Raw genomic sequence first — 12,836 nt, 5'->3', positions numbered from 1 at the left:
ACGGGTTCCGCTGCCGGTTCCGGCACGGCGGTCACGGGGTGACCCCGCCGGCCATCGCGGACGCGTCGAGGGCTGCTCCGGCCGGCCCCGGTTCGGCCGCACCCGATGGGGGCAGCGGCGCGAGAAGGGCGGTTTCGCCGGCCTGCCAGGCGGCGAGCTGGTCTGCACCCAGCAGCGCATCAATGGCCAGGACCGTCGCGGCGCCGAACACGATGTCCTCGAGCAGTGCGGGCTCCGCTTCGGCCAGGCCGCCGGCCAGGTCACGTGCCGCGATCTGTTCGTGCACGGCGTCGGCCTCCACATGTTCGTCGAAGTAGTACGTGACGTCGTCGGCGAAGCCGTGCCGGCGGAAACCCCGCGCGTAGAACGAATTGGGGATCGAGGAGGTCATCTCGAAGGCGGCAAGGTGTCCTGCGATGGCTCCGCGGAGCCGGCGGTTGAGGCCGAAGAGGGACATCGCATTGGAGGAGGCCAGCGTCAGGGCAGGCACCAGGTCAATGTAGTGCCCGTAGCCGGAGTCCAGGCCCAGCCCCTCCATGGTGGTGGCGAACAGCTGGGAGTGCATCCGCTCGGCCCGGCCGCCGCCGTACTCATCGGCCTGGATTTCCACGAGCGCCGCCTTGGCCCGGCCCACCGGAAGCCGCGGGATGGCCCAGCTGTGCGGGTCCGCCTCCTTGAGCTGGTAGATCGAGCGCAGGACCAGGAATTCACGCAGTTGTTCCACGCTTGCCTTGCTGGCAACAAACCGGGAAACGCTGGGACCGTCGTCGTCGGCGGCAAGTGCGAAAAGGGTCGCGGCAACGTCCTCGCTGTTTGCTGCCGGCAGTTCCGGAAGGTGGACGGTGCGGCGGAGGACGGCCTCGAAGGCTGTCTCCAGCCGGGTGCGTACCCGGATCAGTTCCGGATCCCATTCGGCGGCGTCTTCTACGCCATCCAGTCCTGAGTAGTGGAGTTCATACAGGCAGAACAGGGCCAGCTGCAGGTCTTCATCGCGCAGCAGGTCCACGGTGTCCGCAAGCGCTTCGTCCACCTGGAGCTGCAGGGACCCGTAGCCGGCGGCAGTACGGCGGCCGCTGCGGAGCATATCGACCAGGGTGGCGCTGACGCGCCCTCTTGGGGCGGGAATCTTCATTGCTTTCCTTACCTCTGACGGCGCGTTTCCGGCGGTTCCAGCGGAAGTCGCGGGGACAAATCCAGAAATCAGCTTACTTGGTATCCGCCGGCTGTGCCCTGCGGCAGCGCCGCGTCCGCCATTGACCTTTGCTGCGGGGTTGGGTGCAATAGAGGAAACGGGTTCGCGGCGGCAGGGAAGGAGCATTCATGCCAGATCCGGTACTGTCTGCCATTCCTCTGCTGCTCCTGGCGGCCGCGCTGGCCGCCGGTGCTGCCGGCGTTGACCGGGCGCTGGGCCAGCGGGATGGAGAACGGCTGTTTTGGACCGGGTTTACGGCATTCCTGGCGGTGCTCCTGACTACTGCGTGGGCTGCGGTTGCGTCCCCAGCCGGCGCTCCGGTGGCAGGGTGGATGCTGGTGGGTGGCAGCCTCGCCGCGGCCGGCTGGGTGCTGCGGCGTCACCGCCTGCGGCTGGCGAAGCAGGAGCGGGCCCGGCAGGAAGCCGCGGTGCACAGCATTTCCCTCCGGCACCGGGACGTGTTGGCCCGTTGGAGCGCCTACGAATTGGACCCTTGGCTCGCCGCCGAACATCCGGCCCTGCACGATGTCCGGACCCCCGAAACCCGCGAATTCATCCGTGCGCTCAAAACCGCGGAGCAGCGGCGGGCGGATGCCGGTACGGCGTCCGGCACCGCGGCCTACGCTGAAGCGGTGGACCGGCTTGCCGCGTGCCTGGACCAGGCGGAAAAGGCGGCCGGCGGCGGACGGGCCGCCTAGCGGCGGAAGCTGCGCGGGCAGGGTGGACCGGGCCCGGTTTGCGTGGCAGTCTCGGCTTATGACAACCAAAGACATCAGTGTCTCGCGCAATGACGGGCTGGACCGGTACGAACTGCGATTGGACGGCCAACTGGTCGGTATTGCCGACTATGAGGTGCAGCCGGACGGGGTGGCCCTGACCCACACCGAGATGGAACCGGACTTCCGGCACCAGGGGTATTCATCCCGGCTGGCCAGGTATGCGGTCGATGACATCGTCAGCAGGGGACGGCGGGTCAAGCCGTACTGCTCCTACATGGCGGGGTATCTGGGCAAACATCCCGAGTACAGCCACCACGTCTCCTGGCCGCAGGGCTAAGCGGGCGCCGCAGGCGGACCGGGCAGACCCCAGCGGGGCCGCCGCCGCGCCGGTCCCGGGCTTCGCGGTCCGGATGTGGGTTAATTGGAGCTGGCTTCCCGCTCTGCATATGGGGGGAACGCAGAAGGGGAAGCCAGTCCCAACAGTATACTTCGATATGTTGCGGTAAATCCAATTGAGGGGGGACGAAATGGCGGTGCCCGCGAAGTCTTTCCAATGCTGGCGTACCGCCGTGGCTCCCGGTGAATCCAACACCGATCTGTGCCGCCGCACCGGCATCAAGCGCTCCACCCTCGCCCAGCAGATTGTCCGCGGCAAAGTCTCGGAAATCACCGTGGTCAGCGTGGCCCGTGCGTACGGGAAGAACCCCGTGGAAGCCCTCTCGGAATTCGAGGAGTACTCCGATCTGCTCAGCGGGCCGTGGCGGCCCACCGATGCCGAACTGATCAGCCAGGTCTCCTATGTCAGCATTCTGCAGATGATCCTGGCCAGGGCCACCCAGAGCGGTTCCCCGGTTTTCCCTGACCTGACCCGGTATCCGCACCGCAACGGAATCCGCTCCTGGTTTGAAGCGGTGGACCCGGGTGACCTGCGCCAGCGGCTCAGCGCCACATCGGGGGTAGCGCCCCAGAATATCTCGGCGCAGCTTTCGGCCGGCCGGCTCGCCCCGGAACTGGCAGTGGAGGCAGCCAGGCTTGCCGGCGCATCTCTGCCCGGGGGTCTGGTGGCTACCGGCCTGATCACGCCCGCGGAGGCGGGCTGGCCCCGGAACGGCCAAGAGGAAGCTCTGGCCGCCCTTACCGATTCCGAACTGCTTTTCCTCGGCCGGGACCGGCTGGACGGGATGGGAAAGCAAATGCGGAAACTTGAACACGACGTACAGACTGATCTAACGCTTTTGGAGAACCTCGGATGACCATTGCCACCGCTTTTCAATTGGGTGCATTGGTGGTCGCTGCGGCTTTTGCCGCAGCCCGGCTTCCCCTGGCCATCAAGGGGCGAAATCCCGCACTTTTCTGGGCCCTGGTTGCGATCACCGTCGGAGTGGCCCTCAGCATGCCGGCAATTTACTTCCCCGTGGACGCGTTGCTGGGCGGTTCAAACCTGGCCAACCTGATTCTCCGTTATGCCACCTATGCCGTTGTGCTCCTGATTGGCGGAAGTGCCGCGGCGGGTTTCCGTTCGCCCTGGGCCCACCGCCTCATTGCCGGCCGTTTCGGACTGGGCGTCCTCGCATTGACCGTTGCCACGACCACAGTGCTGTTCGCCATGTGCGACCTGCCGGTTTCGTCTCCCGGACTCAATGCCTACATGGCGGATCGCAGGGTCTGGGCCTATTCCGTGACTGGCCGGCTGTATCCCGCCTATGTCGCCGCCTGCCTCATTATCCCGTCGCTTCGGGCGGCAGCAGCGGCGCAACGGCCTGCCGTGCTGCGGATCGGTTCCGCCGTGATCGGTTTTGCCCTGCTGGAGAACCTGGTCTGGTCCTTGCTGTGGGTAACCGGCCAGCAGACGGGGGTATGGGACTATGTCCTGCCCCATTCTTCGGTTATTTTGCTGGCGGCGGGACTGGGTTTTGTCGGCCTTTACGGGGTCGTCTCGAAACTGCGTGAAAAGCAAAGCCTGCTTACGCCGGGCTACACAAGGTGACAATTAGATAAACTTGTTCACGATTTCATGCAAGTGTGCCAGAATAATGAATATGTAACATCCGCTGCCTGTGGGGGGTCAGCGTGAGGTTGCAACGAAGCCAGCGGCTCTTGCCGCTGGCTTCGTCATTTTTTGTGATCATTGTGCGGTCCGCGAAGGGATTAGTCCGCTATTGCGCGTCCAGGTCCGTTTCCAGGATCCGGACCAGCTCGTCCAGTGCGCTTTCCGCCCCGGCATCGTCGGACCGCAGGACAACCACATCGCCGTGCGAGGCCCCCAGGCTCATCAGCGAGAGCATGCTCGAGGCGTCCATTGCCTCGTCGGCGGGCGCCCCATCCATGGCGATGGTGACCTCCACCGGCTGTGCCGCTGCCGCTTCGGCGAAAATCGAGGCGGGCCGGGCATGCAGCCCCACCCTGCTGGCCACTGTGGCTTTCCGTTCTGCCATTTTGCTGTTCCTTCCGTGGTTGCTGCGGGGAGATCCAGCCCGTTACAGGCCGAGCTGTTCAAGGATGGGCAGCCGGCTGCGCACAATGGTGCGCGCCTCGGCCGCGGAATGCGCCGCGAGGGCACGTGCGGAAAGCTCGCGTGCCTCGTCCAGCGTGACCGAGCCCAGGACGGCACCCACGCTGGAGAGCGCGCGGGGCGTCATGGACAGCGTGTTCACGCCCATGCCGGTGAGGACGACGGCGAGGGCAGGGTCAGCGGCCGCCTCGCCGCACACCCCCACGGTTTTGGCCCCGGCAGCAGCCGTTGCGGTCCCGGGCTCGGCCGGCAGTGCGGCCGTCGCGCGGGCAGCGCCCGCCACCGTGGCGGAAATCAGCTGCAGCACCGCCGGCTGCCAGGGGTCGTTCAAGGTGGCCAGGGAACCCAGCTGCCGATCCGCGGCCATGGTGTACTGCGTCAGGTCGTTGGTGCCAAGGGATGCGAACCGGACCCGGGACAGGATGGCTTCGGCCATTACGGCCGCTGCCGGCACTTCCACCATCACGCCGGGCATGCCCAGTCCGGCGGCGGTACAGAGCACCGCGAAGTCCGCCGCTTCCTCGGCGGTGGAGATCATGGGTGCCATCACCCACACGTCGGCCTCGTGTGCTCCGGAGGCTACGGCAATCGCCTCCAGCTGCCGGGCCAGGACACCGGGGGAGGTCCGGTCCGTGCGGAAACCACGGACGCCCAGGGCGGGATTGGGTTCGGATGCGTCTGTCAGGAAGGGCAGCGGCTTGTCCGCTCCGGCGTCGAGGGTCCGGATGACCACTTTCCGTCCGGGGAAGGCCTCGAAAACGGCACCGTAGGCCGCTACCTGTTCCTCCATGCTCGGCTCGGAGTCCCGCCCCAGGAAGCAGAACTCGGTGCGGAGCAGGCCGATGCCCTCCGCTCCGGCCTCCGCCGCGGCGCGGGCGTCCTTGCCGGAACCCACGTTGGCCAGCAACGGCACCCGGTGGCCGTCGGACGTGGACCCGGTGCCGTTGAACGTTGGCAGCGCCGACCGGGAGGCATACTTCTGCGCCGCTTCCCGCTCTGCCACGCCCGGCTCCACCACCACGGTTCCCGAAGCGCCGTCCAGATAGACCTCGGCTCCGTCGGCCACCTCATTGGCCCCGGGCGCGCCGACGACGGCGGGCAGTCCCAGGGAGCGGGCAAGGATGGCCGTGTGCGACTGCGGTCCGCCCTCGCTGGTCACCAGTCCCACCACCTTGGACGGATCCAGCGTGGCGGTGTCCGCCGGGGCGAGTTCCACTGCGGTGAGGATGAACGGTACGTCCGAGCCGGGAATGCCCGGCGCCGGCAGCCCGTTCAGCTCCGCCACGATCCGGGCGCGCACATCCAGCACGTCCTGCGTCCGTTCGGCCATGTAGCCGCCCAGGCTCTGCAGCATGGCGGCCACCTCCATGCCTGCTTCCCAGATGGCCCGGTCCGGGGCCATCCCGGCGTTGATGTGCTTGCCGGCCGCCTTCAGCAGCATGGGGTCCGTGGCCATCATGGCCGTGGCGTCCAGGACGGCCTTGGCATCCCCGGAAGCCGTTTCGGCGCGGTGCTTCAGATCCTCGCGCACGGTTTCGGCTGCGTCCTTCAGCCTGGCCTTTTCGCCGTCCACCGTGCTCTGCGGCCCGAACTTCGCCCCGGCGTCGGGCTCGGGCACCGGAGGCGGCATCCTGCGGGACGGCGCCAGGACCCGTCCGGCGCTGACTCCGATTCCCTTAATGGTCCGCATCATTGGTGCCTTCCTGTTTGATCCGGTGCCTTACGCAATGGCGGGTTCCTCGGCCTTGCTCCGGGACCTGACGAACCGTTTCAGGGCCACGTACACGAAGCCCGTAACGGCTGTCCCGGCCAGGATCGCCACGACGAACATCAGGATGTTGCCGATGGCGAAGAAGACGAAAATCCCGCCGTGTGGTGCCTGTGAGGTTACCCCGGTTGCCATGCAGATGGCACCGGCCACGGCCCCGCCGAGCATGGTCGAGGGAATAACCCGGAAGAAGTCGGACGCCGCAAACGGAATGGCGCCCTCGGAGATGAACGCTGCGCCCAGCAGCCAGGCGGCCTTGCCGTTCTCCCGCAGCGCCATGCTGAACTGGTTCTTGGCCAGCACCGTGGAGGCAAAGGCCATGCCCAGCGGGGGCACCATGCCGGCGGCCATGACGGCGGCCATGATTTCCCAGGGCACCTGGTTCTCGAAGCTGCCCTCACCCAGGCCGGCCACGGCGAACGCATAGGCCACCTTGTTGATCGGTCCACCCAGATCCGAACCCATCATCAGGCCCAGGATGATGCCCAGCCCGATGGCTGCCACGCCGGTCAGGCCGGTCAGCCAGTTGTTCAGTCCCAGGGTGAGGGCGGCTATGGGTCCGCCCAGGACCAGGATCAGCAGTCCGGAGGCTATCAATGAGGCCAGGAGGGGGATGATGACCACGGGCATCAACCCCCGCAGCCACGAAGGCACGTTCCAGTTTCCGATCCACCGGGCCGCATAACCTGCCAGCAGGCCGCCCACAATGCCGCCGATAAACCCGGCATCCATGAACAGGGCCACGGATCCGGCGGTGAATCCGGGAGCAATGCCCGGCCGGTCCGCCAGGGCATAGGCAATGTAGCCGGCCAACGCGGGCACCAGGAACGCCAGGGACAGGTTGCCGATCTTCCAGAACACCGCGCCCAGGTAGGGGATCAAGCCTTCGGGTGGCGGGTTCAGGATGGAGGTGCCGTCCAGCATCCGGTCGCCGTTGGCCACGTCGTCCACCTGCAGGGAGAGTTCGTACGTGCCCAGCAGGAAGCCCAGGGCAATCAGCAGGCCGCCGCCGGCGACAAACGGAATCATGTAACTGACGCCCGTCAACAGGGCGCGTTTGAGCTGGCCGCCGAAGCTTTCGCCGCCGGACCCGGCACCTTCACGCTCCTCCCCGCCCCCTCCGCCGCCGGAAACGCGCCGCGCGTTGGGGTTGTTGATCGACTCCAGGGCTTCGTCGATCATCACGCCCGGCTCGTCGATGCCCCGCTTGACGGGACCACTGATCACCGGTTTCCCGGCAAAGCGGCCCTTGTCACGGACGTCGACGTCGGTCGCGAAGATCACCGCGTCGGCGTTGCGGATAACGGTGGGATCCAGCGGGGTGGACTTGGCCGACCCCTGGGTCTCCACCTGGAGGTCAATGCCGCGTTCGGCCGCGGCTGCGGCCAGCGAATCGGCTGCCATGTAGGTGTGGGCAATGCCGGTGGGGCACGCAGTCACGGCCACCAGATGGGGTGACTTGGAGGTGTCCGTTGTGGTTGCGCCGGTACCGCCTTCGGATGCCGGCGCGTCGGCTCCGTGGGCACCGCCGCCATTTCCGCCAGGCTGAGTGCCGGCGTCGGTTCCTGCCGCCGTCCCGGAGGGCCCTGCGGTTCCTGCCGCCGTCGCGCCGGTGGCGGCACCGGCCGCAGCGGCCCCGCCCACCCCTGCTGCCGATCCCGAGGCAGCGGGAGCCGGCCCGAGTCCCAGTGCGCCGTCCACCAGTTCCACTACCTGTTCCGGCGAACCCGCAGAACGCAGGGAGGCCGTAAAGTCCTTGCGGATCAGGGAACGGGCGAGCTTGGCGAGCAACTGGAGGTGCTCCTGGTCCGCGCCTTCGGGAGCGGCAATAAAAAACACAATGTCCGCCGGACCGTCCTTGGCGCCCCATTCGACCGGGGGCTGGATGCGGGCCATGGCCAGGGACGGGCGGGTAACGGCCGCGGACCGGCAATGTGGAATGGCGATGCCGCCGGGAACGCCGGTGGCCGTTTTGCCTTCCCGTGCCATGGCATCGGCATAGAGGTCCTCGTAGCTGGTTGCCCGTCCGGCCGAGACAACAGCCCTGGCCAGGTGTGCGATCACTGCACTTTTGTCCGAACCCAGATCCTGGTCCAACGTGACCAGCTCCGGGGTGATGAGGTCCGACATCAGCTTTCCTCCTTCGACATGGGCTCTGCGGCGACGCCCGCACTTGCGGAACCGTCCCGAGCGGCACTGAGGGCGGTCACGGTCACGGCAGCGGGGTCTGTTTCCGCCAGGGCCGGAAGAGTTGTTCCCGGCAGGGACGCTGCAGCCGCCCCGTGCGCCACTGCCTGGCGCAGGCAGTCCGCCGGCGGGACACCGGCCACTTCCGCCAGCAGGTAGCCGGCCAGTGCGGAATCGCCTGCGCCCACCGTGGACCGGGCCTGGACCGGAGGCCGGGTGGCGAGCCAGCTTCCCTCCGCAGTGACCAGCAGCGCGCCCTTGGCACCGAGGGTGACCAGGGCGGCGCCGACGCCGCGCTCGCGCAGCATGCCGGCCGCACGGACCGCGAGCAGCGGGTCCGCTTCGAGGGCCGCTTCCGTGGAGAAGCCGGTAGCTTCTGCCAATTCCTCGGCATTGGGCTTTAGGAGGTCCGGGGCGGCACCGTGCAGCAATGCGCCCGTCAGTGGGGGGCCCGAGGAATCAATCGCGATGCGCGGGGCATCCGCGCCCAGCCGTCCACGCACGGCGTTGGCCACCAGGGCGTAAAAATCCGCCGGTACGTCCGGGGGAAGGGACCCGGCCAGCACCAGCCAGGAGACAGGTCCGCTGCCCTCCTTCGGGGTGCAGGCCCCCACCGCCAAGGCGATCAGGGCTTCCTGCTCCACCGGGCTCAACACCGGTCCCGGAGCGTTGATCTTGGTGGTGGTGCCGTCCGGCTCGGTCAGGGTGATGTTGCTGCGCAGCGGTGCCTGGATAGGCAGGTTCAGATAGGGGACACCGGCGTGCTGAAGGCCAGCCATCACCGGATCCGCGTCGGCACCGGGAAGGACGGCCATGGACGCCACGCCGGAGGCCGTGAGGGCCCGGCAGACATTCACTCCCTTCCCGCCCGACTCTTCGGCAACGGCTGCGGCACGTTGGACCGCGCCCCGCAGCAACGTTCCCGGGAGCTCAACAGTGCGGTCCAAGCTGGGGTTGGCGGTAAGGGTGACGATCATAAAGGGTTCCATCCAGGCCCTGGTTCCACAGGCCGGTGTCGGGCGGAAATGCAGGTGTTTCCAGTCCTGCGGGCGGCCGCTGCGCGGATACCTCGCACGGATACCTCACGGATACCTGGCACCCGCGATCCATGGCAACTGCCGCTGCTTGTTCGCTGATGCGACTTTACTTTTGCGGCACTACCCGTGGCAATGGCCGCAGGACGGCCCGGCACCGGCTGCCCGGAAACGGCAGGCCGGTCTAGGCTGGGCCGATGAAAAACGTGTCAATGGAAAACGTGGCCTGGTCGCTGCCGGCCGACCAGCGCCAGGGCCGGACCCTGGTGGTCCTGATGCACGGATACGGCTCCGGCGAGCAGGCGATGGAACGGCTGTTTGCCGCCTTGCCGGACACCGCCGTGGGGGCCGCCGTCCGTGGTCCGCTGGCCGTGGGTGAAGGCAGCGGATGGTTCCTGCTGGATCCGCTGCTGAATTCGGACACATCGGAGGTCCTGGAAGCCGGGCTGGCGGTGTTGTCGTGGATTGACCGGGTGCGGCTCGAGCATGGTTTCACCGGGGTGGCCCTGGTCGGTTTTTCGCAGGGCATGGCCATGGCAACCACCCTGCTGCGGCTGCGTCCCCGTGACTTCCTGGCTGTGGTGGGGCTGTCGGGCTTTATTGCGCACAATGAGCTTTTGGCCGTCTCCGAGCCGCTGCCGCAGCGCGTTCCCTACTTTTGGGGCCGGGACCGGCAGGACTGGGTCATCAACGCAGACGCAGTGGAATACAGCCGGCAGTGGCTCGAGGAGAACACCTTCCTCACTGCCCGCACGTACAACGGAATGGGGCATTCCATCTCCAGTGCGGAAATTGCGGACGTTTCCGTTTTTCTTCGCCGGTACCTGAAATCCGACGCAACGCAGGCTGGGCCCGATCCACACGCCCGCGGTAACTAACACACTCCCGGCAAGAGGGAAAATTCGGACAAAACTGTGCCTAAGCATGCTTATCAAGTAGGCTGGAGGAAAGCGTTGCCCACAAGGCTGCGCTGGAAATCACTGTCACTCACACAGCAAGGAGAATCAAATGGGTATCATTGCGTTCCTTATTCTGGGTCTCATCGCAGGTGCAATTGCAAAGCTGATCCTTCCGGGTCGTCAGGGCGGCGGCTGGATCGCCACCCTGATCCTGGGTGTTATCGGCGCTCTTCTGGGCAGCTGGCTCGGCAGCCTGATCACAAACGACGGCGGAGATATCTTCAGCCTGACGTCCCTGTGGACCTGGGTCCTGGCCATCGTCGGTTCGATCATCGTTCTGCTGATCTACGGCTTCGTTACCCGCAAGAGCGGCAGCCGCGCCTAAGTGGTGCGTGAGCGCCGCTAGCGCGGCGTGTTGATTTGGAGGGCGGGGTCCGCGCGGAATTATTCCGCCGGACCCCGCCTTTCGCGTTAACCGAGTGCGGGTGGCCCCGTCCCCCGGTGCCACCCGTAGAGTTGGATCCAGCACCGGATTTCCCCAAGGAGAGTTCTTGTGAAGCGACGTAAGTTCAACCCCGCGGCCAAGCTGGCCGGCCGTGCCACCTTCGGACCGGACGGACAGCCGAAGCCGCATGTGGTCCGGGCCATTGAACGGGCAGTGGAAGTCCAGCGGCCGCTCGTGCTGGCCAATATTCGCCGGCTGCAGCGCAAACACCCATCTGCGAATGCTGCCGAGCTCATTTCCATCCTGGACCGGCACTACCTCAACACCGTGATGGGCGGCGGAGCAGCGGTAGGCGCGACGGCGGTGGTCCCCGCCGTCGGAACGGCGGCAGCTCTGGGGCTCTCGGCCGCTGCCACGGTGGGCTTCCTGGAAGCCACCGCCCTGTATGCCCAGTCCGTGGCGGAACTCCACGGTGTGCGGCTGGCCGATCCGGAAAAGTCCCGCACCATGGTCATGGCCATCATGCTGGGGGAGGAAGGCACCTCCATGATGCAGTCCCTGGCCGGCCGCGGCAGCGCCTCCTCGTGGGGCAGCACCATCGGCGCCATGCCCTCGGGCATGATGGGCTCGGTGGGCTCCCGGATCCGCCGCCAATTCCTGAAGCGGGTCATGGCCCGCCAGGGAACTGCGCTGCTGGGCCGCGCCCTCCCGCTGGGCGTGGGCGCCGTCGTCGGCGGTGTGGGCAACCGAGCCATGGGCAAGGGAGTCATCAAGGCCACCCGGGCGGCCTTCGGCGAACCGCCGGCCACCATTCCCGGCCAGCTCGCGGGTGAACTGGACAAGCTGCCCGGAGAAAAATCCGCCTAGCCGGGCTACCCGAACACTGCCGAGGCCACGGTGAAGATCGCCAGCCCGGCGAGTGAACCCACCACGGTGCCGTTGATCCGGATGAACTGCAGGTCCTTGCCGACCTGCAGTTCAATCTTTTCCGAGGTCTCCTGCGCGTCCCAGCGCTCCACCGTCTCGGTGATGACACCGGCAATGTCGCTGCGGTAGGTGCGGACCAGATAGCCGGCGGCGTCGGCCACATAGCCGTTGATCTTGGCGGCAAGTTCCGGTTCGTTCACCAGCCGCGTGCCGAAGTCCTGCAGGGCGGACTTGAAGTTGCGCGTCAGCTCGCTGTCCGGGTCCTCGGCGGCGGTCATCAGCGCGTTCTTGATGGTGGTCCACGTTTGCGTCATGAGCTCGCGCACCCGCGGGTCGTCGAGCACCTGCTCCTTCACCGCGTCCGCCTTGGCCATGGTCTTGGGATCTTCCTGCAGGTCCCGGGCCACTCCGGTGAGGTAGTTGTCCAGTGCCACCCTCAGCTGGTGGTTGGGGTTTTCCTGCACGTCCAGGAGGAACCGCTCGGCTTGGATCTGCACGCGCTCGCCCACCAGGTCATCCACGAAGGCCGGAACCCACGACGGCGACCGTTCGGCCACGAGCCGGCCGATCACCTCGGGGTTGGCCAGCACCCAGTCGGCCAGGCTGTCCACAATCAGGTTCACCAGCTGGTGGTGGTGGCCCTCTTCGAAGATGCGCTGGGCCATCCGTCCGGCCGGCGGGCCCCACTGCGGGTCCACCACATGCCTGCGGAACATGGATTCCAGGACGTCGCGGACGGCGTCGTCGTCCAGTACGCGCAGGGCGCCGCGGATTGCGGCCGCGCCCTCGGTGGCCACGCGTTCGGCGCCTTCGGGCCGGGACAGCCATGTTCCCGCCTTTTGTGCCACCTGCATGGAATCGAGCTTGGTCCGGATGATTTCCTCGGACAGGAAGTTCTGCTCCACGAACTGCCCCAGCGAGGCGCCAATCTGGTCCTTTTTCTCCGGGATGATGGCCGTGTGGGGGATCTTGACGCCCATTGGATGCTTGAACAGGGCGGTGACGGCAAACCAGTCAGCCAAGGCTCCCACCATGCCGCCCTCGGCGGCGGCGCGGACGTATTCGAGCCAGGGGTAGCGGTCCTGCAATGCGAACGAAAACAGGAAAATCACCGCAAGCAGAATCAGCAGGCCGGTGGCGATCATCTTCATCC

The 12,836-nt window shown here is 66.8% G+C and carries 13 protein-coding genes; 7 read left to right on the top strand and 6 right to left on the bottom strand.

What is annotated here, in order from left to right:
- Positions 1-31: 31 nt before the first annotated feature.
- Positions 32-1,132 (bottom strand): iron-containing redox enzyme family protein, encoded by a 1,101-nt coding sequence (locus tag AC5RUF_RS11295; protein ID WP_494130618.1) that lies wholly within the window; start codon positions 1,130-1,132, stop codon positions 32-34.
- 188 nt (positions 1,133-1,320) lie between these two features.
- Here AC5RUF_RS11295 and AC5RUF_RS11290 point away from each other — a divergent pair, with 188 nt between their 5' ends.
- From AC5RUF_RS11290 to AC5RUF_RS11275, 4 genes are all read left to right on the top strand, one after another.
- Positions 1,321-1,890 (top strand): hypothetical protein, encoded by a 570-nt coding sequence (locus tag AC5RUF_RS11290; RefSeq protein WP_494130617.1) that lies wholly within the window; start codon positions 1,321-1,323, stop codon positions 1,888-1,890.
- 58 nt (positions 1,891-1,948) lie between these two features.
- Positions 1,949-2,248, top strand: coding sequence for a GNAT family N-acetyltransferase (locus AC5RUF_RS11285; protein WP_494130616.1), 300 nt, complete (start codon positions 1,949-1,951; stop codon positions 2,246-2,248).
- A gap of 175 nt (positions 2,249-2,423) precedes the next feature.
- On the top strand, positions 2,424-3,164 hold the full coding sequence (locus AC5RUF_RS11280) for a hypothetical protein (RefSeq protein WP_494130615.1): 741 nt from the start codon (positions 2,424-2,426) through the stop codon (positions 3,162-3,164).
- The gene (locus tag AC5RUF_RS11275) at positions 3,161-3,898 is read left to right on the top strand and encodes a hypothetical protein (protein ID WP_494130614.1); all 738 of its coding nucleotides are present in this window, start codon (positions 3,161-3,163) and stop codon (positions 3,896-3,898) included. The genes AC5RUF_RS11280 and AC5RUF_RS11275 overlap by 4 nt, the downstream gene beginning before the upstream one ends.
- A gap of 169 nt (positions 3,899-4,067) precedes the next feature.
- Here AC5RUF_RS11275 and AC5RUF_RS11270 read toward each other — a convergent pair whose 3' ends face one another.
- Genes AC5RUF_RS11270 through AC5RUF_RS11255 form a run of 4 tightly spaced genes read right to left on the bottom strand, consistent with a single transcriptional unit; the run spans position 4,068 to position 9,355 of the window.
- Positions 4,068-4,346 (bottom strand): HPr family phosphocarrier protein, encoded by a 279-nt coding sequence (locus AC5RUF_RS11270; protein WP_493998287.1) that lies wholly within the window; start codon positions 4,344-4,346, stop codon positions 4,068-4,070.
- A 42-nt stretch (positions 4,347-4,388) separates the two neighbouring features.
- Positions 4,389-6,113: a phosphoenolpyruvate--protein phosphotransferase gene (gene ptsP, locus AC5RUF_RS11265; RefSeq protein WP_494130621.1), complete on the bottom strand. Its 1,725-nt coding sequence runs from the start codon at positions 6,111-6,113 to the stop codon at positions 4,389-4,391.
- 30 nt (positions 6,114-6,143) lie between these two features.
- Positions 6,144-8,321 (bottom strand): PTS fructose transporter subunit IIABC, encoded by a 2,178-nt coding sequence (locus AC5RUF_RS11260; protein WP_494130613.1) that lies wholly within the window; start codon positions 8,319-8,321, stop codon positions 6,144-6,146.
- Entirely contained in the window at positions 8,321-9,355 is a 1,035-nt protein-coding gene (locus tag AC5RUF_RS11255; RefSeq protein ID WP_494130612.1) for a 1-phosphofructokinase family hexose kinase, read from the bottom strand. Before AC5RUF_RS11255 ends, AC5RUF_RS11260 begins: the two co-directional genes overlap by 1 nt.
- A gap of 254 nt (positions 9,356-9,609) precedes the next feature.
- Between AC5RUF_RS11255 and AC5RUF_RS11250 the strand changes: the two genes are divergently transcribed.
- The 3 genes from AC5RUF_RS11250 to AC5RUF_RS11240 all read left to right on the top strand — a co-directional run bounded on the left by AC5RUF_RS11250 (position 9,610) and on the right by AC5RUF_RS11240 (position 11,623).
- Positions 9,610-10,290 carry an alpha/beta hydrolase gene (locus tag AC5RUF_RS11250; RefSeq protein WP_493997164.1) on the top strand — a complete coding sequence of 227 codons (681 nt, stop codon included), beginning with the start codon at positions 9,610-9,612 and terminating at the stop codon, positions 10,288-10,290.
- A 130-nt stretch (positions 10,291-10,420) separates the two neighbouring features.
- Positions 10,421-10,696 (top strand): GlsB/YeaQ/YmgE family stress response membrane protein, encoded by a 276-nt coding sequence (locus AC5RUF_RS11245; RefSeq protein ID WP_493997165.1) that lies wholly within the window; start codon positions 10,421-10,423, stop codon positions 10,694-10,696.
- Positions 10,697-10,864: 168 nt separating this feature from the next.
- Entirely contained in the window at positions 10,865-11,623 is a 759-nt protein-coding gene (locus tag AC5RUF_RS11240) for a hypothetical protein (RefSeq protein WP_494130611.1), read from the top strand.
- 5 nt (positions 11,624-11,628) lie between these two features.
- Here AC5RUF_RS11240 and AC5RUF_RS11235 read toward each other — a convergent pair whose 3' ends face one another.
- Complete coding sequence (locus AC5RUF_RS11235; RefSeq protein ID WP_493997169.1) at positions 11,629-12,834, bottom strand: DUF445 domain-containing protein; 1,206 nt, start codon at positions 12,832-12,834, stop codon at positions 11,629-11,631.
- Between the last annotated feature and the right edge of the window lie 2 nt (positions 12,835-12,836).

This window comes from Arthrobacter sp. Y3224198 (genome assembly GCF_059090025.1).
This window is presented reverse-complemented; position numbering and strand designations above follow the sequence as displayed.